The sequence below is a fragment of the Stenotrophomonas sp. YJH_SMC_8 genome (assembly GCF_059371315.1).
In genome coordinates, this window is the sequence record NZ_JCAFUL010000011.1 from 36061 (window position 1) to 55448 (window position 19388).

The window sequence follows — 19388 nt, forward strand, 5'->3', positions numbered from 1 at the left end:
GCCGATGGCCGGCAACCCGTTGGCCCCTCTCCGGTGGGTGCGGACCTTGGTCCGCACGATGGTCGAAGATCATCCACGCATGGCGTGGATCTACCGGGCTTCGTCGAGCAACTGTTCGAGGCCGGCGGTTTCCGCAGCGTCGCTGAAGTGGCCGTCCTCAAGCCGTGCACGCACAAACGCCAGGCCATCCGCCGCCGCTGCATCCAGCGTGCCGCGGTGGTCGACCGGGTAGCGCCGGAACGCCACCGGCTCGCCGCGCAGCGCGAGGCCTGCGGCATACAGCAGGGTGGTCAGATAGGGCACGTCCTGATCCTGGCTGCCATGGCCCAGCATCAGCGGCTGGCTGAAGCCCTTGCGCGGCACGCCCGGATAGTCATGCAGCACGGACCAGATGCCCGGTACGGCGGTGAGTGGTGCGGTGAACATCGAGCCGGTATCGGCGCCTTCCAGGTTTGCGGCCAGTTCGCCCAGGCACTGCCCGCGGGCCAGCGCTACGCGGGCGCGGCCGGTGTCGCTCAGCACGCGGTCGATCTGCGGCGCGACCTGCAGCAGGCCGTCGAGCAGGTACGCGTGGTAGGCATTGAGTGCGCCGGGATTGGGCGTTCGGTTGTCCGGCTTCATCACCAGGGCAGTCAGCTCGACCGCGGTGGGCGTGCCGGTGGTGAAGCTGCCACGGTACTGCAACGACGGCCCACCGTAGGAGGCGGCAATGTGGCCTGCCGTGAGCGCTGCAGCGCCGCCCTGCGAGTGGCCGACCGAGACCCAGCGCGGCGACAGCGTTGCATTGCCCAGGTACTGGCGGCTGGCCCTGATCAGATCAATGGTGTTGCGTGCCGCCGTGCGGACATGCAGGTAGGCATGGTTGCCGGGGCTGCCGAGGCCCTGGTAGTCCGCAGCGACCACCGCATACCCCTGTGCCAGGAACTGATCGAGGAAGCGGCCGTCGCGTTCGGGCTGGTAAGGCCCGGAAACCGAGGGAGCGCACCGGTCGGCGATGCCCTGGGTGCCGTGTGCCCATGACACCAGCGGCCAGCCCCCGGCGGGGGGCGCACCGGCGGGCAGATACAGCAGGCCGGTGCCTTCGGCCAGCTGCCCGCGATGGTCGGGGGTGCGGTAGTGCAGCTTGTAGGCCTGGGTGGCCCTGGAGGGCACCCACGAGGCGCGGTAGGGGGCGGCAGAGAGCAGATCACCCGGTGCCTGCGGGGCGGCACCCAGCGGGCCGGCAGTCGGCATCAGAAGGGCCGCCATGATCAACACGGGCAGGGGCCGGAAACGGCGGTGGGGTCGGGACATCGAAGCGCTCCTTGCAGGCCGGAATGGCCACTGCAGGGCAGTCTGGCGGGCGATGTCCGCGCCGGTTGGGACCGAAGTCGCACTGGCCGGGGATTCGTAGAATTCCTAGTGCGCGGGGCCAGAGGCGCGCCTGCCATCCATCCACGCATGGCATGGATCCACCGGATGGAAAAAGGGCCCTTGCGGGGCCCTTCGTCTTCTTACTTCTTTTCCAGTCGCGCGTTGCGCTGGCCGGTGCTGGCGGACTTCTCGCCGGCGAACGGGTTCAGCTTGCGGATCATCCACGGGTACTTGGGCCACTTGCCTTCCAGCCACGGGTGGTCCGGCTGGTTCAGCTGCAGGACGCGGCGGGCGTCGTCGGCCAGGGTCTTGTTGCCCAGGTGGGTGTAGGAATCGGCCAGGACGGCGACGGCGTCGTACTGGAACGCGCTCTGCGGATAGGTTTCCAGCAGGTAGTTGGCGCGGCCGGCGGCCGAGACCCAGGCGCCGCGGCGCATGTAGTACAGGGCGTTGTCCAGCTCGTGCTGGGCGAACACGTCACGCAGCTCCAGCATGCGCTGGCGCGCATCGGCGGCGTAGCGGCTGTTCGGGTAGCGGTCGACCACGATGTTGAAGTCCGAATACGCCTGGTGCGGCGTGGACAGGTCGCGGCGGCTGGCGTCCAACGACCATACGCGGCGCAGGAAAACCGTACTGCGGTTGGAGTTGGCCAGACCGCGCAGGTAGTACAGGTACGCGATGTTGCGGTGGGTCGGGTAGGTACGGATGAAGCGGTCGATGCTGGACACCGCATCGTCGTGCTTGCCGGCCTTGTACTGCGCGTAGGCGGTTTCGATCATCGCCTGTTCGGTATACGGGCCGTACGGATACTGGGCCACGAGGCGGCGGAAGCTGGTTTCAGCCCCGCTCCAGTTGCCACCCTGCATCAGCTTGTGGCTCTTCTCGTACAACTGTTCGACCGGCGTCCCTTCATCGGGGCGATCGCCCTTCTTGGCGCCACGGTGGCAGCCGGTGGCGGCGATGACCAGCACCAGCAGCAGGGCGGTGAGGCGGACGGGCGCGGAGAGCATGGAGGAGCGTCGGATCATGAGGTCGAGGCGGGACGCGGCTGGAATACGAAGGGTCGATGATAGCCTAGTGTCCTGTCCAGCGACTGAAACCGGCCGCCGGGACCCCAAAATTTCAAAGAATGCCCCCTGCCATGTCTGAACAACCCTCTGAATCGGCCCGCCAGGCCATCGTCCCCGACACCGCTGCCGGCCGCCGTTTCGACGCCGTGGTGGCCGAACTGTTCCCCGAATACTCGCGGTCGCGCCTGACCGAGTGGATCAAGGCCGGTGAGGTCCTGCTGGACGGCGCCCAGGTGCGCCCGCGCGATCCGCTGCGCGGCGGCGAGGTGGTGACCCTCAACGTGGTGCTGGAAACCCAGACCGATGCCCAGCCGGAGGACATCCCGCTGGACGTGCTGTTCGAGGACGAGCACCTGCTGGTGATCAACAAGCCGGTCGGCCTGGTGGTTCACCCGGGCGCAGGCAACCACAGCGGCACCCTGGTCAATGCCCTGCTGTTCCGCGACCCGTCGGTGGCGGTGCTGCCGCGCGCGGGCATCGTGCACCGCCTGGACAAGGACACCAGTGGCGTGATGGTGGTGGCCAAGACCCTGGAAGCGCAGACCGCGCTGGTCGAGCAGCTGGCCGCACGCGACGTGCACCGCCAGTACCTGGCCATCGTGATGGGCGCGCTGGTAGCCGGCGGTACCGCCGATGCCCCGATCGACCGCCACCCGCGCGATCGCCTGAAGATGGCGGTGCGCGAGGACGGCAAGGAGGCGATCACCCATTACCGGCTGCGTGAGCGCTTCCGTGCGCACACCGCGCTGGAGTGCCGCCTGGAAACCGGGCGTACCCACCAGATCCGCGTGCACATGGCGCACGTTCGCCATCCGATCATCGGAGACCCGCTGTACGGCGGTGCGCTGAAGCTGCCCAAGGGTGCCAGCGATGAGCTGGTGGCCGCGCTGCGTGGCTTCAAGCGCCAGGCCCTGCATGCCGAGACCCTGGAGTTCACGCACCCGATCACCGGTGAGCCGGTGCGCAACACCGCGCCGGTGCCGGAGGACATGCTGCACCTGATGAAGGTGCTGCGCGAAGACAGCGAAGCCTTCGCCGCGCGCGAGCGGGACCGCTGGTAATGGACGCCGCGCTGCCGTTGCTGTGGGCCGATTGGCCGGCGCCTGCGGGCGTCCATGCGCTGACTACGCGCCGGCATGGCGCGGGCATCTCGCCGGCGCCGTTCGCGCAGTTCAACCTGGGCAACCGGCACGCGGCCGATGGTGATGCCCCGGCCAACGTCGAGCACAACCGCCAGCTGCTGCAGCAGGGGCTGGCATTGCCCTCCGCGCCGCACTGGCTGCGCCAGGTGCACAGCAGCACCGTGTTGCGCTTCAGCACGCCACCGGTGCCCGGCGCCAGCGAGCCGGTGGCCGATGCCGCAGTAACCTCGGTGCCGGGCGTGGTGCTGGCGATCCTGACCGCCGACTGCCTGCCGGTGGTGTTCGCCGCCGCCGACGGCAGCGAAGTGGGCGCGGCGCATGCCGGCTGGCGTGGCCTGGCCGACGGCATGCTGGAGGCCACCGTGGCCGCCATGCAGACGCCGCCCGGGCAGTTGCGCGCATGGCTGGGACCGGCTGCCGGGCCGGCCGATTACGAGATCGGAGAAGAGGTCTACCACGCTTTCGTCGGCCATGATCCGGCCGCCGAGGTGGCCTTCGTGGCCACCCGCGCAGGCCACTGGAAGGTGGACCTGTTCGCGCTGGCGCGGCAGCGCCTGCAGGCCGCGGGCATGGACCCGGCGCAGGTATACGGCGGCACGGTGTCGACCATGGCCGATCCGGACCTGTACTCGCACCGGCGCGATCGTCGTACCGGACGCATGGCGACGCTGGCCTGGATCGCACCCTGAGTACGCCCCTGTTCGCACGGGTGCTGGGGCCGGCCTTCGCCACCCTGGCCGCGCCGGTGCAGGCGCTGCATGCTGCGCCGTTGCCCTGCCGTTATGCAGGGCAGGCGCGGATCGTGCGGGGACGGCACTGGCTGGTGCCGTTGCTGGCCGCAGTGGCACGGTTGCCGAAGAATGGCGATGCGCTGCCGACCGAGGTAGCGTTCAGCGCGCACGGGCAGGGCGAGCAATGGGCGCGACGCTTCGGACGCTGGCCGATGGTGTCCCGGTTGTGGGAGCACGAAGGGCATCTGCACGAGCAGCTGGGTGCAGTGCGTTTCGCGTTCGGCCTGCAGGCCCGCGATGGCGGCATCGACTGGACGGTGCGGCGGGTCTGGGCATTGGGCCTGCTGCCGCTGCCAACACGCTGGTTCGGTGGCGTGCGCTGCCGTGAAGCGTGGCACGGCCAGCGCTACACTTTCCTGGTCGATGTGACCTTGCCCTGGGCCGGAGCCCTGATCCGCTATGAAGGCTGGCTCGAACCGCAGTGAGGTTGCCACCGAGACCGGCCGCGCGGTGATCGTGTTCGATGGTGTCTGCGCGCTGTGCAACCAATGGGTGCGCTTCCTGCTGCGCTTCGATCGCGCGGGGCGCTACCGCTTCGCCGCGATGCAGGGCATGCAGGGCAGCGCGCTGCTGCATGCGCACGGGCTGGATCCGCAGGACCCGGCGTCGTTCCTGCTGCTGGACGCACAGGGCGCGTGGACCGATACCGATGCGATCCTGCGCGTACTGGCGGGACTGGGCGGTGCCTGGCGCCTGAGCGGCGTGCTGCGCCTGCTGCCGCGCAGCTGGCGGGACGCGGCGTATCGCCTGCTGGCGCGTAATCGCTACCGCTGGTTCGGACGCCACGATGCGTGCCATCTGCCGGCGCCGGAACACCTCGCGCGGTTCCTGGATTGATCACCGGACGTCTGTAGAGCCGAGCCATGCTCGGCTGTTCCCGTCGAGGCTACGAAAAAGGCAGCCGAGCATGGCTCGGCTCTACAGGAGCAGGTGCTTCAACCCTGCAGCGTCGGCAGGCTCAGTCGAGCAGCCGGTAATCGATACGGCGGTTCTGCGCGCGGCCGCTGTCGCTGCGGTTGTCGGCCACGGGATGTTCCTGGCCGTAGCCCACGGCGACCAGCGTGTCAGGCTCCACCCCCAGCTCCCGCAGCCCCTGCGACACCGCTTCGGCACGTTGCTGGCTGAGATGCAGATTGGCTTCGGCCTGGCCGCGGCTATCGGTGTGCGCACCGATTTCCACGCGCGTGCCTGCTGGCGTATCACGCAGTGCGTTGGCGACGGCTTCCAGCGTCTGCCGCGAGTCGCCGGTCAGTTCGGAGGAACCTGCGCGGAATTTCAGCGTGGTCTGGTTCAACGCGGCCATCCGCTGTGCGGGGGCAGCGTCCGGCGGCAGCTGCGCCAGCGCGGCCAGGCCCGGGCCCCACAGCCCGCTCATCTCCAGCGCCGGGAAGTCCTGGCGCAACCGCCGCGAGATGGCCAGCCGCTCGGGCTCCTGCATGGAACGGGTATCGATCCGCAACCGGGTGCCGTCAAACACAAGGTGCAGGCCGTCGCCCCGCAGATGGGGAAGATCCACGATCAGGCGGTCCAGCCAGCGCGGTGCCTGCGTGTGCGGGTCCAGTGCAATGCCACCGCCGAGGTTGCGCGCGCCATGCACTGCGGAAAGCGCGTTCCAGACGCGGCGGCGGTCGCTCTCGCTGGGCAGGCGCCCGTGCACCTGTACCTGCGTGCCGTGCTGAAGGAGGGACAGGTGTGCTTCATGCTGCGCGGGCGTGTCCTGCACCGTCCACAGCGGTGTGCGCGCTTTCAGCAACAACCATGTGGTGAGGCCCAGCACCACGGCGATCGCCACTGTCCAAAGCAGGCTGCGCAGGGCCATGCCGTACATCGCACGCGAGGGCACCAGACTGCGCATGCGCCTGGGCGCGGCGTTCCTGCGTGCTGGAACGGCGGCAGTGGCCACTTCGTCGGCGGCGTGTGGTGCGGACATCAGGGTGACGACGCCGGGCAGCAGGTGGCAGATCACCACACGGAACGGCCCGGGCGACATGCCGCTGCGGTGGGCGATCATGGCCAGCGTGTGCGCCCCCAGGGCGCGCTCCATTTCGCTGGCAACGATGGGCAGGCGCAGGGTGGCCGGGTGCCGCCAGGAGTGGAAGCGGGCCGCCAGGCCGGCCTGTTCGAAGCGCTGCTGTACGCCGTCCAGACCGTGGGGATGCGAGGCCACCCAGGCGGTGATCACCTCGATCACCCAACGGGTGCGATGGCCCAGTTCAAGGCGCGTTGCTGCATCTTCGATGAAACGGTCGTAAGCGGACATGCGGTGACTCCCCAGGTGTGATGTGCGCGACGCCTCGCAAACGCGGTGGCGATGGCGTGCGGTCGTTCCGGGGGCGTCACTTTGGGGAGCGGGTGTCAATGCGGAATGAAAACCGGTGCGCGCTGCAGCTTTCGTTTTTGCGGACGCATGAGCGGCAGGCGTGATGAAGCCGGGAAAACCCCTGTGCGAAGTGGGCTTCACACAAGGTTCGGTGTTGCACGCGGCTGCCGGAAGGTCGCATTGCGGGTGCGACGATATGGTTTCATTCGCATCTACTTTCGTGCTGAAAGCGACAATTTGCGGGCCGTGCCGACACGTCGATGACGTGTCGAACCGGCCCGCAGCGACGGTGGTCGCTCAGCCTTCCAAGGCGTCCAGATAGCTGCGCCGCCAGTGGTTGATGTCGTAGGTGCGCAGGTGCTCCATCATCGCGTGCCAGCGTTCCTTGCGCCTGCGCAGCGACATCGTCGCGGCCGTGGCGATGGCGTCGGCCACGCCGTCCAGATCGTGCGGGTTCACCAGCAGTGCCTGCTTCAGTTCGTCGGCGGCCCCGGCCAGCAGCGACAACACCAGTACGCCGGGATCGTCCGGGTCCTGCGAGGCCACGTACTCCTTGGCCACCAGGTTCATGCCATCACGCAGCGGGGTCACCAGTCCCACTGCCGCCGCCCGGTAGAAGCCGGTAAGCGTGGCGTGGGTGAAGTTCTGGTTGACGTAGCGCAGCGGCGTCCAGTCCGGCTCGGCGTGGCCGCCGTTGATGTGGCCGGCGATCTGTTCCAGCTGGCTGCGCAGTTGCCGGTACTCGGTGACATCACCGCGCGAGACCGGGGCGATCTGCAGGTAGGTCAGCGAACCCCGCTGGTCGGGATGGCGCTCCAGGTAGCGCTCGAAGCCGAGGAAACGCTCGGGCAGGCCCTTGGAATAGTCCAGGCGATCCACGCCGATGGCCAGTTGGCGGTCGCGCAGGCTGGCGCGCAGGTTCTTCACAGCCGCCTTGGCCGCGGCGGTACCGGCCTGCCGCGCGATCAGCTCGGTGTCGATGCCGATCGGGAAGGCGGCCGCGCGGAAGCGGCGTCCACCGGGCGCTTCCAGTTCGCCATTGTCGAGTACGCGGCCGCCACCGAACAGGCGCAGGTAGGTCTGGAAGCGATCGGCGTCGCGCTGGGTCTGGAAGCCCACCAGATCGTAGGCGTACAGCGCGGAGAACAGCCGCAGGTGATCGGGCATGGCCTGCAGCAGGTCGGCCGAGGGCATCGGGATGTGCAGGAAGAAGCCGATGCGGCAGCCGATGCCACGCTCGCGCAGCAGCGCGCCGAGCGGGATCAGGTGGTAGTCGTGGATCCAGACGATGTCGTCCTCGCGCAGCAACGGCGCGAGCTTGTCGGCGAACAGCGCATTGACCTTGTGGTAGGTCTCGCGGGTGCCGCGGTCGTAGTCGACCAGATCGAGGCGGAAGTGCAGCAGCGGCCACAGGGTGCGGTTGGCGAAGCCGTTGTAGTAGCCATCCACCTCGCGCTTGCTCAGGTCCAGGGTGACGAATTCGATGTCGCCGTCTTTCTGCGTGTGCAGCGTGCCGCTGCCATCGCGCACGCTCTTGCCGCTCCAGCCGAACCACATCCCGCCGCGTTCCTTCAGCGCGGCCAGCAGGCCGACCGCCAGGCCGCCGGCACGGTTCTCGCCCGGCACGGCCACCCGGTTTGAAACCACCACCAGACGACTCACGAGGCCTCCTGCCAGGACCGCGACAGGCGCATCGCGGCAGTGATCAGGCCGACGTGCGAATAGGTCTGCGGGAAGTTGCCCCAGGCCTCGCCGCTGTCGAAGGCCAGATCCTCCGACAGCAGGCCCAGGTGGTTGCGCTGTTTCAGGAGCAGCTCGAACATCCCGCGTGCTTCGTCCATGCGCCCGATCGCCGCCAGTGCATCGATGTACCAGAAGGTGCAGATGGTGAAGCTGGTTTCCGGCTCGCCGAAGTCATCCGGTGCAACGTAGCGGTACAGCGAATTGCCATGCTTGAGGTCGCGGCCGATGGCCTCGACGGTGGCAATGAAGCGGGCGTCCAGCGCATCGATGAAGCCGATGTCGGCCAGCAGCAGCAACGAGGCATCCAGGCGGTGGCCGCCGAAGGTGTCGGTGAAGTGGCCGAGCTCCTCGCTCCAGGACTCGGCCATGATGCGTGCGTGGATGGTATCGGCGCGCTCGCGCCAATAGTGCGCCCGGTCGTCGCGCTTCAGGCGTACGGCGATCTTGCACAGGCGGTCGCAGGCCGCCCAGCACATCGCGCTGGTGTAGGTGTGCACCTCGGTACGGCCGCGGAACTCCCACAGACCGGCATCGGGCACGTCGTGCAGGGCGAATGCCTGTTCGCCCAATGGTTCCAGGCGGGCAAAGGTGTGCGCATCCCCCGGGTCCTGCAGGCGACGGTCGAAGAACAGCTGCGTGGAGGCCAGCACCACGCTGCCGTAGACATCGTGCTGGCGCTGCACCCAGGCCAGGTTGCCGCGACGCACCGGGCCCATCCCGCGATAGCCGGACAGGCTGGGGACTTCGTTCTCGTCCAGCTTGGCCTCGAAGCCGATGCCATACAGCGGCTGCAGCGTGCCATCGGTGGTGGCCAGGTTGAAGATGTAGCCGAGGAACTGTTCCATCGTGCGCGTGGCGCCAAGACGGTTCAGCGCACGCACGACGAAGGCGGCATCGCGCAGCCAGCAGTAGCGGTAGTCCCAGTTGCGCACGCTGCCGGGCGCTTCCGGAATGGAGGTGGTCATCGCCGCGATGATCGCGCCGCTGTCCTCGTACTGGCACAGCTTCAACGTGATTGCACTGCGGATGACCGCGTCCTGCCATTCCAGCGGAATGGACAGGTAGCGCACCCACTCGCGCCAGTAATCGCGGGTGCGCTGGAAGGCTTCCTGCACATAGCCGCTGATGGAGCGGTTGAGCGATTCGTCCACGCCGAGGATCAGGTGGATCGGATGGTTGAGCACGAACGGCAGGCCATCACGCACGAACCTTACCGGCACGTCGGTGGTCAGCCGCAGCACGTGCTCGGGCAGGATCCAGCGCACGTGGTTGCTGCCCCAGGTGGACTCGGGCACGCGCGCACCCCAGTCGGCCAGTGGGCGCGCACGCACGGTGATGCGTGGGCTGCCGGCCAGTGGGCGGACCTGGCGGATCAGGCTGACCGGGCGGTAGAAGCGGTCGTTCTGGCGCCAGCGCGGGGCGAAATCGAGGATTTCCAGTGCGCCGCCATGCGTGTCACGCAGCACGGTGCGCAGGATCGCGGTGTTGGTGAGGTATTCCTGCTCGCTGTCGGCAAAGTCCTCCAGCTCGATGGCGAAGTCGCCGCCGGTCTGCTGGTTGGGGCCGAGCAGGGCGCAGAAGGTGGGGTCGCCGTCGAAGGTGGGCAGGCAGCTCCAGACAACGCGGGCATGTTTGTCGACCAGGGCGCCGAAGCTGCCGTTGCCGACCACGCCCAGATCAAGATCGGGTTGGGTCATCACGCGGTACATCTCGGTTGCGGCCGTGGGGGTGGCCGGGTCAATAGGCATTCTCACGCAGCCAGGCGTGCACGCTGCGTATGTCGGGCAGCGCGAACACCGCCGCGCTGGGTTCACGTTCACCCACCAGCACGCTCCAGCCATGCTGGCCGTTGGCGGCATCGAAGCCGAATTCGTCGGTGAGGTCATCACCGAGGAACACCGGCAGGCGGCCGCGGAAGGGCAGGTACTGCATCATCCGGCGCACGGCACGGCCCTTGTCGGTGCCGACAGGCACGAACTCGACCACATGGTCGCCAGGCTGCAGGCGGTAGCTGGTGCGGCCACGCACGTGGCGGTCAGCGAACGCGCGGACATCGCTGGCGGCATGCGGCGCACCGCGCCAATGCAAGGCCAGGCCGACGCCCTTGTCTTCCACCAGCACGCCAGGATGCCCATGGGCGAAGCGCATCGCCTGCTGATGCAGCGCGTGCAGCCATTCGGCGGTGTCGTCGTCGTGTTCGTCGCGCAGCACACGACCGTCTTCGCCACGCAGCTCATGGCCGTGCAGGCCGGCGGCGGGTAGTTGCAGGGGGGCGAACAGTTGATCCAGCTGTTCAAGCGGGCGACCACTGACCAGTGCCACGGCACCTTCCAGGCGGTCGCTGATGCGGCCGATGGCTTCACGCACATCCGGCAGCAGCTGCACGGCATCCGGGCGCGCAGCGAATTCGATCAGGGTGCCATCGACATCGAGGAACAACGCACAGGCGTCATCCAGCAATGGCGGTGGCGGACGCAGGGGGAGCGGTTCAGCCATGCCCCCACCTTGCCAGCGTGGGCGTGTAGGGCAGGTCGAGGCAGGGCGACAGTTCACTGACCTGCCGGCCCTGGACCCGGCGACGGGGTAGAGTCGACTGGGTAGAGTCGACTGTTAGTCGACTGCTCTTCGCGCAGATCGCGAAAATCCCGCGCTGCGCGCGATAGTCGACTAACAGTCGACTCTACCCAGTCGAATCTACCCCGCCGGCTCTACCGGGTCGATTCTGCGAATCAGAACGTATAGCGGACGCGGCCGTAGTAGTACGCGCCGTTGCTGCCGATCGGCGACAGCACGTCATACGGCAGGTTGCCGAAGTAGTGGATGTCGCTGTTGGATCGATCCGGGTAGTTGTCGGTCAGGTTCTGGCCGCCGATGGCGACGCTCCACTGTGGGGTGATGCGGTACTCGATTTCCGCATCCAGCTGCCATTCGGCCTGGTAGGTCTGGCGCGGAATGTAGCCATCACCGAAGTTGAACACACGGGTGGCGCTGCCATAGCGGTTCACGCGCGTGCTCAGCGACCAGCGGTCGTTGCTCCATGCCGCCGAGAAACTGCCACGGGTGCGCGGCGTGGCATCGGTGAGCGTGTTGGTCTCTTCAATGCCGAACAGTACGTAGTCCGGATTCAGCGCACGCAGCTGGGTCGGCGTGGCGAGTACGTTCTTCAGCGTGGTCTTGGTGTAGGCGTAGGTGCCGGTCAGCAGCAGCTGGCCATCGCCCAGCGACTGGCGCCAGTTGCTCACCAGCTCGGCGCCGCGGGTGCGGGTGTCGGCGGCGTTGACGAAGAAGCTGGCGCTCTGCAGGCCGGTGACGCCGTAGTTGGCGGCCACGTAGTCGGTCAGCGCATCACCGGTGATGCTCTCGGACAGCGCGATGCGATCGTCGATGTCGATCTGGAAGAAGTCCAGCGACAGGTCGAAGTGCTCGCCGATGCGGCTGGTGAAGCCCAGCGAGGTGTTGAGCGACTTCTCCGGCTTCAGGTCACGCGCGCCGAGGCCGCGCGCGATCGGATTGTTGACCGAGAGCAGGCGGCCCTGCACCAGCTGGCCGCCAGCGTTGTAGCCGGTGGAGGTGGATTCGTAACCGATCTGTGCCAGCGACGGCGCACGGAAATTGTTGGAGATGGCGCCGCGCAGTGCGAACGCCGGGGTGAATTCATAGCGCAGGCCGAGCTTGCCGGTCAGTTCGCCGCCGAAGTCATCGTTGTGCTCGTAGCGCGCGGCCAGATCGGTGGAGAACTTTTCGCCGAACTGGCTGGACAGGCTGGCATAGGCGCTGGCCACATCGCGCGACAGGGTGGCTGCATCCTGCGGGGTCAGGCCGCCACCGGCCTGCGAACCGGTCGGGCGGTCGGTGAATGGGCCGGCCGCATAGCTGGCCGGGTCACCGGGGCGGGTCTGGTAGCGCTCGTGGCGCGCTTCCACGCCCAGGCCCAGGGTGTGGCTGATGCTCTCGCTCTGGGTGAACACGCGGCTCAGGTCGAGGTTGCCCACGGTCTGTGCGTACTCGTAATCGGCAGTCTTGAAACGGGTCGGGCTGGTCGGGCCCAGCGAGGCATTGAGCGAATCGCGCAGGCGGTAGGTGAAGTCGTTCTGGCCGTAATCCACGCTGCCGTCGTAGCTCCACTCGCCCCACTGGCCGCGCACGCCGGCCACGGCCTGCACGTCGCGGTTCTCGCCTTCGGACACCGGCCGGTAACCGTTCGGATAGACCTGCTTCCAGTTGGCATCGCCGTCGGGGTAGCGGAAGTAGTTCGCGCCCTCGGTGTCACGCTGGTTGAAGGTACCGAACGCGTAGAACGTCGAGGTCTGGCCGACCGGGATCTCGGTGTTCAGCCACAGGTTGATGTCCTTGCTCTTGCCATCGCCCAGCACGTAGTTGCGCTTGCCCTGCAGCGCCAGGTTGCCTGGAGTCTGGTCCCACGGCGGAATCTGGTCGAAGCCGGCGCGGTTGGTGCCGTTGCGGTGCTTGTATTCCAGGCCGACGCGCAGGAAACCACCATCCTCGCCTAGCGAGGTGCCGACCTTGGCGCTGATGTTGCCGGTCTGGCCATCGGTGAGGGTGCGCCCGATCGGCTTCAGGTCAGTGTGGTTGGCGCCGTAGCTGGCTTCGATCTCGCCACCGTCGCCGCCGTTGTCGAGGATCACGTTGATGACGCCGGCCACCGCATCGGAGCCGTACAGCGCACCGGCACCATCGCGCAGCACTTCGATGCGCTTGATCGCGCTGACCGGAATCGAATTGAAGTCGACCGGGGTGGTGCCCTTGCCGATCTTGCTGTCGGTGTTGACCAGCGCGGTGTGATGGCGGCGCTTGCCGTTGACCAGCACCAGCACCTGGTCCGGGGACAGGCCACGCAGCTGCGCGGCGCGCACATGGTCGGCACCGCCGGAGTTGGACTGGCGCGGGAAGTTGAACGACGGCAGCAGCGCCTGCAGTGCGCTGCCCAGCTCACCGTTGACCACGCCGGCCTTGCGGATGTCCTCGGCGGTGAGCACGTCCACCGGCGAGGTGGATTCAAGCACGGTGCGGTCGGCGGCGCGGGTGCCGGTGACGATCACCGTGTCCAGGTTGGTGGCGTCCTGAGCCAGGGCCGGGACGGCGGCGGAGGAAAGCGCAAGGGCGATGGCGAGGCCGAGCGGCGACGCGGGCAGGCGGGCGGGCATGGGGGGCTCCAGCAACAACGACGACGGGGAAGGGGGAGATAGTTTCACTTACATCCATCCGGATGAAGCGATATATTATCTTCGCGTGATGGCCGGTGCAGATGCAAGCCCCTGCCGGTCCGGCATGAGCTGATGCCCTGCTGGCATCAGCACGCCGGGCCGGTGGCGCTGTACGCTGCCGGCTCGCCCTGTCCCCCTTCCCCGGAGCTGTACCGATGAAACACCTTGGCCTCGTCTTTGCCGTGCTGCTGGCCACCAGCGGCTGTGCCAGCCTGTCCTCGCAGGCGCCCAGCGCCTATGCCACGGCCACCACCGCCGAACTGAAGGGCGATGCCGCACGCCCGTCCGACGGCCACGGCTGGGTGCGCAGCGAGCTGTACTTCGGCGTGGGCGAGGAGCAGGGCGCCGGCAACCGCCCGCAGGCCGATACCATCAGCGAGGCGCAGTGGCGCACCTTCCTGGACAAGGAAGTGACCCCGCGCTTCCCGGATGGCCTGACCGTGTTCGATGCCTATGGCCAATGGCTGTTCCGCGGTGATGCCTCGCCCAACCGCCTGCGCACCAAGGTGTTGGTGGTGCTGCACGAGGACACCCAGCAGCGCCGCGCCGACATCGAAGCGATCCGCCTGGCGTGGAAGCAGCAGACCAAGCATCAATCGGTGCTGTGGTCGCGGCAGCCGGTCGAGGTATCGTTCTGAGTTGAAGGTGCCGCCGCGGTGCCGCAGGGAGCAATGATGAATTGCAGGGAATGCGTGCTGGGCCTGGTGCTGGCGGGAGTGCTGGCACCGTCGGCGCAGGCAAGTAGCGACGACGGCGAAACGCTGCGGTTCCAGGTGGCCGCTCACGTGCAGGCGCACGCCGATCCCCAGCAGGATGGCAGCATCGCGGTACAGCTGTCGCCGTCAGGCAAGCGCCAGGTGCTGGCGGGCGCGGCGGATGCCGACGGCAATTCGCAGTGGGGTCTGGAGGACGTCGATTTCGATGGCTACCCGGAGCTGGTCGCGCGTGCATCGGTGGGCATGGTCAACGAAGCGGTGGCGGTGTACCGCTTCGATCCGGCCAGTGCAGGTTTCCGCGCGCTGCAGGCCGACACCCACGGCAAGGATAGTTGCGGTGACCTGATGGGGCTGAGCGTGGACATTGCCACCCACACCCTCACCAGCAGTTGTCGCAGCGGCCCGATGTGGTACACCGACCAGTACCGGTTTGCAGGCGCGAAGCTCCATCTGTACCGCTCTGAGAGCGTGCTGATGCTGGGCGATACGTTGAACGCCGCGCTGCAGTGGGAACAGACCGACGAGCAGGGCCCGCTGGCGGTCTGGCGCACCTACGATGCCGATGGCCGCGTGTTGGAGACGGCCATCGCCGATGGCCTGGGCGCACGCCCCGAGGGACCGCTGCGTGGCCAGCAGGCCAACGTAGCGCCAGCACGCCTGTTCCTGTTCGACCGACCTGGCGCGACCAGCACCAAGCGCTATCTGGTGCAGGGCGATCGGGTGGAAATGCTGGATGAACAGGACGGCTGGGTGAAGCTGCGCTACCGCAACCCGAAGCAGGGCGTGGTGGAGGGTTGGATCAACGTCAATGATTGACGAGATGTCTACCCGCAGTTTGCACATCGAGGCGATGCGCAACTTGCCCACGGAGGCATCACTTCACCGGGTCTAGCCTCGGACGTTCCCCCGTTCGAGGATGTATCCGATGAGCAAGCGCGTGGCCGAAATCGTGGTGGACGCCCTGCAGCAGGCCGGTGTCCGCCGTTGCTACGGCATCGTGGGCGATACGCTCAACCATGTGACCGATGCGATGCATGGCAGCGAGATCGCCTGGGTGCACGTGCGCCATGAAGAAGTAGCAGCCTTCGCTGCCGGCGCCGATTCGCTGGTGAGCGGCGAGTTGACCGCCTGTGCGGGCTCCTGTGGTCCCGGCGGCCTGCACTTCATCAACGGTGTGTTCGAGAGCAACCGCAACCGTGCACCGATGGTGCTGATCGCCAGCCAGGTGGTGACCAGTGAGCTGGGCATGGAATTCCCGCAGGAAGTGGACTTCAAGGCGGTGTATGCCAGTTGTTCGGTGTTCTGCGAACAGGTGCACAGCGCCGAACAGGCCCGCCGCGTGGTCACGTTGGCCTGCCAGGCGGCGATCAGCCGCCGCGGCGTGGCAGTGGTGATCCTGCCGGCCGATATCAGCCAGGCCGAGGTGAAGCACGATGTGCCGTTCTCGGTGCACTACACCCAGCCGGTGCTGCGCCCCTCCGACGCCGAACTGCAGCGCATCGCCGAGCTGCTGGGGCAGGGCAAGCGCATCGGCGTCTATGCCGGTGCCGGCTGCCAGGGTGCGCACGCGCAGCTGCTGGAACTGGCCCGGCGTCTGCAGGCGCCGGTCGCGCACACCTCGCGCGCCAAGGATTTCGTCGAGCCGGACAACCCGTACAACATGGGCATGACCGGCATCTTCGGCATCGAATCTGGCTTCCACACGCTGATGGAGTGCGACACGCTGCTGCTGCTCGGCGCCGACTTCGCCTGGGGCCAGTTCTACCCGGACAAGGCCACGATCATCCAGGTCGATCGCGATGGCAGCCACCTCGGCCGCCGCCACCCGGTGAACCTCGGCGTGGTCGGCGATATCGCACCGACGCTGGATGCGCTGCTGCCGATGCTGCCGCCGCGCGACGACAGCGCGTTCCTCGATGAGTGCGTCGAACGTCGCGACAAGGCGCTGAAGAAGCGCGAACAGGAAGAACAGCCGGGTGAGGGTGAGCTTATCCATCCGCAGCACCTGACCGCATTGCTGTCCAAGTATGCGACCGACGATGCACTGTTCACCGCCGACGGCGGCTCGCCGATGGTCTGGGTGCTGCGGCATATCCGGGTGAATGGTCGCCGCCGCACGCTGACCAGCCTGCTGCACGGCACGATGGCCAACGCGATGCCGCAGGCACTGGGCCTGCAGAAGGCGTTCCCGGGCCGGCAGGTGATCTCGCTGTCCGGCGATGGTGGCCTGGCGATGCTGCTCGGCGATCTGCTGACCGCAGTGCAGGAAAACCTGCCGATCAAGGTGGTGGTGTTCAACAACGGCTCGCTGAATTTCGTCGAGCTGGAACAGAAGGTCGAAGGGCTGCTGGACAATTACACCGACCTGAAGAACCCGGATTTTGGCCGCCTTGCGGAGGTGATTGGTTTCCACGGCCGCACGGTGACCCGCAGCGAGGATCTGGAGGAAGCGGTGCAGGACTTCCTGTCGCAGCGCGGCCCGGCGTTGCTGGACGTGCATACCAGTCGTGCCGAGCTGGTGATGCCGCCGCAGATCGAAGCCAAGCAGGTGGCCGGTACGGCGCTGTATGCCGCCAAGGCGGTGTTGAACGGCCGCTTCGACGATGTGAAGCATCTGCTGGTGGACAACTTCCTGAAGAAGTGAGGGTTGGGGTTTGATGCAGGGCTGCGCCCTGCACCCGCAGAGGCCAATGCAACAGCCGAAGCAACAGCAACAGCCGAAGCAACAGCAACAGCGGGCATTCCGTGGGATGGCAGGGCGGGTCCGGTTGCGGGGGACGCCGTAAACCCGTCCCTGGGGGCTTGGCCGCGGCATCCATGCCGCGGACACCCCCGCAACCGGACCCACCCCGCCTTCGACAGATTCCTGCGATCTGTCGGAATGGCATGGCCGGTGCCTGATGGGTGTCGACCTTGGTCGACACGGTAGATCCACGCCATGCGTGGATGAACGAAAGAATGATCGGAATGATCTTCTGTAGAGCCGAGCCATGCTCGGCTCAGAGGCTTCGCGTATGGCAGCCGAGCATGGTCTCGGCGCTACAACGAGAGCCTGCTTTTGCTTTTGATCTTTTGATTCTCTTCCGTGGCTGGCACACGCAGGAAACTGTCAGGGGCCGGGCGGGTGGGCGTCGCGGGGGTGTCCGCGGCATGGATGCCGCGGCCAAGCCCCCAAGGATGGGTTCACGGCGTCCCCCGCGACGCCCACCCGCCCGGGCCAGCCCAGGAATTTGCGATTTGCGCCCAGCCACGAGGGGCCCCGCCGTTGGCTGGAACCCATCATTCCACGACGGAATTGGCGCGCCGGCCCCGCTGGGCCTACCATCGGCGGTCCCCACCCCCACCCCCCCTTCCATGTCCGCTCCCGCTTCCGCCGCACCACGTCGCTGGTTCGTCGCCGGTGACTTCAACGGTTTCTTCGGCCTGGTCGTCGACAACCTCTCCATTCTCGGCTTCATCGCCATGGCGCTGGTCGGGATCTTCCAGTTCCCCGCCGATGTAGTGTTCGGCCGCATGTTCCCCGGCACCGCCTTCGGCGTGCTGGTCGGCAACCTGCTGTACACCCTGATGGCACGCCGGCTGGCCGCGCGTACCGGCCGCGATGATGTCACCGCCATGCCGCTCGGCCTGGATGCACCGACCAGCATCGGCATGGCGCTGCTGGTGCTCGGCCCGGCCTTCATCGCCTTCAAGCAGCAGGGCATGGACCCGCATGCGGCGGGAATCGCCACCTGGCAGCTGGGCATGGCCGCGCTGGTCATCATGGGCGTGCTCAAGTTCGTGCTGTCGTTCTTTGGCGAAGCGGTTACCCGCGCGCTGCCACGTGCGGCGCTGCTGGGCTCCATTGCCGGCATCGCGCTGGTGCTGATGGGCCTGCTGCCGCTGCTGGAAACGCTGCGCTCGCCGCTGGTCGGCTTCACCACGCTGGGCCTGCTGCTGTATGTATTGATCGCCAAGGGCAAGCTGCCGGTGCGTGGCCCGGGTGTGCTGCTGGCCTTCGTGTTCGGCACCGTGCTGTATTACGGCCTCGGCCTGGTCGGGTTGGGCGCGCCGGGCTTCCACGTGCCGGAGTGGGTGCCGCCGCAGGTGGTGCTGCCGCTGCCGACGCTGGGCTTCCTTGAGGGCCTGCCCACGGCGATGACCTACCTGCCGCTGTTGCTGCCGTTCGGCCTGCTGATGGTGGTCGGTGGCATCAACGTGTCAGAGAGCGCACGTGCGGCCGGCGATGACTACCGCACCCGCGACATCCTGCTGGTGGAAGCGGTGGCGACGCTGGTGGCCGGTGTCTGCGGCGGCGTTGCGCAGACCACGCCGTACATCGGCCAGCCGGCGTACAAGCACATGGGCGCGCGCAGCGGCTATACGCTGCTGACCGGCCTGTTCGTCGGCATCGGGGGCATGCTCGGCATCATCTCCGGGCTGGTGCAATGGCTGCCGTTGGCAGTGCTGGCACCGATCATCGTGTACGTGGCCATCGACATCACCACGCAGGCGTTTCAGGCCACGCCGCGTCACCATACCGGCGCGATGGTGTTCGGCTTCCTGCCGTCGGTGGCCTACCTGCTGGCGATCAAGGCACCCGGCTGGATTGCACCGGACCAACTGCCGCAGTTGCTGACCAAGCTCGACGGGCATGGCCTGCCGGAGCTGGCGGTGATCTTCACCCTCGGCAATGGCTTCATCATCACCTCGATGCTGTGGATCTCGGCGGTGGCGGCGATGGTCGACGGCCGCCTGCGTCGCGCCTGTGGCTTCCTGCTGGTGGCGGCGCTGCTGACCCTGTTCGGCCTGATCCACTCGGTGGACCCGCGCGGCGGCATCTACCTGCCGTGGGACCTGGACGGCCTGGCGCGCATCATCAGCTGGCAGTTCGCTGGTGCCTACGTGGCACTGGCGTTGCTGCTGGGGTTGTTGTCGCTGCAGAAGCAGCCGGTGCAGTCGCTGGGTGAAAGCAGCTGACCCCACGGTAGTGCCGGCCGCTGGCCGGCAACGCGGTGGGCTGCAGACGCATCGTGTGGTTGCCGGCCA

15 protein-coding genes are annotated in these 19388 nt (G+C 67.4%); 8 read left to right on the forward strand and 7 right to left on the reverse strand.

All coding sequences use genetic code 11. The features are described 5' to 3' along the window. Positions 1-90: 90 nt before the first annotated feature. Entirely contained in the window at positions 91-1293 is a 1203-nt protein-coding gene (locus AC5P88_RS14695; protein WP_495225384.1) for a lipase family protein, read from the reverse strand. Between the two features lie 200 nt (positions 1294-1493). Beyond that, complete coding sequence (locus AC5P88_RS14700; protein WP_024956778.1) at positions 1494-2381, reverse strand: outer membrane protein assembly factor BamD; 888 nt, start codon at positions 2379-2381, stop codon at positions 1494-1496. Positions 2382-2494: 113 nt separating this feature from the next. Here AC5P88_RS14700 and rluD point away from each other — a divergent pair, with 113 nt between their 5' ends. Genes rluD through AC5P88_RS14720 form a run of 4 tightly spaced genes read left to right on the forward strand, consistent with a single transcriptional unit; the run spans position 2495 to position 5193 of the window. Further along, the gene (rluD, locus tag AC5P88_RS14705) at positions 2495-3484 is read left to right on the forward strand and encodes a 23S rRNA pseudouridine(1911/1915/1917) synthase RluD (protein WP_019660164.1); all 990 of its coding nucleotides are present in this window, start codon (positions 2495-2497) and stop codon (positions 3482-3484) included. Continuing rightward, entirely contained in the window at positions 3484-4254 is a 771-nt protein-coding gene (gene pgeF, locus AC5P88_RS14710; RefSeq protein ID WP_111112872.1) for a peptidoglycan editing factor PgeF, read from the forward strand. Before rluD ends, pgeF begins: the two co-directional genes overlap by 1 nt. Positions 4255-4274: 20 nt before the next feature. Beyond that, the gene (locus AC5P88_RS14715; protein WP_495225385.1) at positions 4275-4781 is read left to right on the forward strand and encodes a DUF4166 domain-containing protein; all 507 of its coding nucleotides are present in this window, start codon (positions 4275-4277) and stop codon (positions 4779-4781) included. Next, positions 4756-5193: a thiol-disulfide oxidoreductase DCC family protein gene (locus tag AC5P88_RS14720; RefSeq protein WP_111112871.1), complete on the forward strand. Its 438-nt coding sequence runs from the start codon at positions 4756-4758 to the stop codon at positions 5191-5193. Before AC5P88_RS14715 ends, AC5P88_RS14720 begins: the two co-directional genes overlap by 26 nt. 121 nt (positions 5194-5314) lie before the next feature. Here the strand turns inward: AC5P88_RS14720 and AC5P88_RS14725 are convergent, their stop codons facing one another. The 5 genes from AC5P88_RS14725 to AC5P88_RS14745 all read right to left on the reverse strand — a co-directional run bounded on the left by AC5P88_RS14725 (position 5315) and on the right by AC5P88_RS14745 (position 13584). Further along, positions 5315-6616, reverse strand: a complete 1302-nt coding sequence (locus AC5P88_RS14725; protein WP_495225386.1) for an OmpA family protein — start codon at positions 6614-6616, stop codon at positions 5315-5317. 357 nt (positions 6617-6973) lie between these two features. After that, positions 6974-8338, reverse strand: coding sequence for an alpha,alpha-trehalose-phosphate synthase (UDP-forming) (gene otsA, locus AC5P88_RS14730; RefSeq protein ID WP_111112869.1), 1365 nt, complete (start codon positions 8336-8338; stop codon positions 6974-6976). Then, the gene (locus tag AC5P88_RS14735; RefSeq protein ID WP_286074066.1) at positions 8335-10116 is read right to left on the reverse strand and encodes a glycoside hydrolase family 15 protein; all 1782 of its coding nucleotides are present in this window, start codon (positions 10114-10116) and stop codon (positions 8335-8337) included. The genes otsA and AC5P88_RS14735 overlap by 4 nt, the downstream gene beginning before the upstream one ends. 40 nt (positions 10117-10156) lie before the next feature. Further along, positions 10157-10915 carry a trehalose-phosphatase gene (otsB, locus tag AC5P88_RS14740; protein WP_005410783.1) on the reverse strand — a complete coding sequence of 253 codons (759 nt, stop codon included), beginning with the start codon at positions 10913-10915 and terminating at the stop codon, positions 10157-10159. A 233-nt stretch (positions 10916-11148) separates the two neighbouring features. Continuing rightward, positions 11149-13584: a TonB-dependent receptor plug domain-containing protein gene (locus AC5P88_RS14745; protein WP_495225387.1), complete on the reverse strand. Its 2436-nt coding sequence runs from the start codon at positions 13582-13584 to the stop codon at positions 11149-11151. A 215-nt stretch (positions 13585-13799) separates the two neighbouring features. Here AC5P88_RS14745 and AC5P88_RS14750 point away from each other — a divergent pair, with 215 nt between their 5' ends. From AC5P88_RS14750 to AC5P88_RS14765, 4 genes are all read left to right on the forward strand, one after another. Then, on the forward strand, positions 13800-14282 hold the full coding sequence (locus AC5P88_RS14750; RefSeq protein WP_111204588.1) for a DUF3574 domain-containing protein: 483 nt from the start codon (positions 13800-13802) through the stop codon (positions 14280-14282). Positions 14283-14318: 36 nt separating this feature from the next. Continuing rightward, a complete protein-coding gene (locus tag AC5P88_RS14755) occupies positions 14319-15176 on the forward strand; it encodes an SH3 domain-containing protein (protein WP_111204591.1) in 858 nt (285 codons plus the stop codon). Between the two features lie 109 nt (positions 15177-15285). Continuing rightward, on the forward strand, positions 15286-17004 hold the full coding sequence (locus AC5P88_RS14760) for a thiamine pyrophosphate-dependent enzyme (protein WP_495225388.1): 1719 nt from the start codon (positions 15286-15288) through the stop codon (positions 17002-17004). A gap of 710 nt (positions 17005-17714) precedes the next feature. After that, positions 17715-19319, forward strand: coding sequence for a SulP family inorganic anion transporter (locus AC5P88_RS14765; RefSeq protein WP_459048205.1), 1605 nt, complete (start codon positions 17715-17717; stop codon positions 19317-19319). The last annotated feature ends 69 nt before the right edge of the window (positions 19320-19388 follow it).

What these genes read in the sequence shown, in the direction of transcription:
- AC5P88_RS14695 (WP_495225384.1), bottom strand. Translation starts at nt 1,293, where the DNA reads ATGTCCCGACCCCACCGCCGTTTCCGGCCCCTGCCCGTGTTGATCATG.
- AC5P88_RS14700 (WP_024956778.1), bottom strand. Translation starts at nt 2,381, where the DNA reads ATGATCCGACGCTCCTCCATGCTCTCCGCGCCCGTCCGCCTCACCGCC.
- rluD (WP_019660164.1), top strand. Translation starts at nt 2,495, where the DNA reads ATGTCTGAACAACCCTCTGAATCGGCCCGCCAGGCCATCGTCCCCGAC.
- pgeF (WP_111112872.1), top strand. Translation starts at nt 3,484, where the DNA reads ATGGACGCCGCGCTGCCGTTGCTGTGGGCCGATTGGCCGGCGCCTGCG.
- AC5P88_RS14720 (WP_111112871.1), top strand. Translation starts at nt 4,756, where the DNA reads ATGAAGGCTGGCTCGAACCGCAGTGAGGTTGCCACCGAGACCGGCCGC.
- AC5P88_RS14725 (WP_495225386.1), bottom strand. Translation starts at nt 6,616, where the DNA reads ATGTCCGCTTACGACCGTTTCATCGAAGATGCAGCAACGCGCCTTGAA.
- AC5P88_RS14735 (WP_286074066.1), bottom strand. Translation starts at nt 10,116, where the DNA reads ATGACCCAACCCGATCTTGATCTGGGCGTGGTCGGCAACGGCAGCTTC.
- otsB (WP_005410783.1), bottom strand. Translation starts at nt 10,915, where the DNA reads ATGGCTGAACCGCTCCCCCTGCGTCCGCCACCGCCATTGCTGGATGAC.
- AC5P88_RS14745 (WP_495225387.1), bottom strand. Translation starts at nt 13,584, where the DNA reads ATGCCCGCCCGCCTGCCCGCGTCGCCGCTCGGCCTCGCCATCGCCCTT.
- AC5P88_RS14750 (WP_111204588.1), top strand. Translation starts at nt 13,800, where the DNA reads ATGAAACACCTTGGCCTCGTCTTTGCCGTGCTGCTGGCCACCAGCGGC.
- AC5P88_RS14755 (WP_111204591.1), top strand. Translation starts at nt 14,319, where the DNA reads ATGAATTGCAGGGAATGCGTGCTGGGCCTGGTGCTGGCGGGAGTGCTG.
- AC5P88_RS14760 (WP_495225388.1), top strand. Translation starts at nt 15,286, where the DNA reads ATGAGCAAGCGCGTGGCCGAAATCGTGGTGGACGCCCTGCAGCAGGCC.
- AC5P88_RS14765 (WP_459048205.1), top strand. Translation starts at nt 17,715, where the DNA reads ATGTCCGCTCCCGCTTCCGCCGCACCACGTCGCTGGTTCGTCGCCGGT.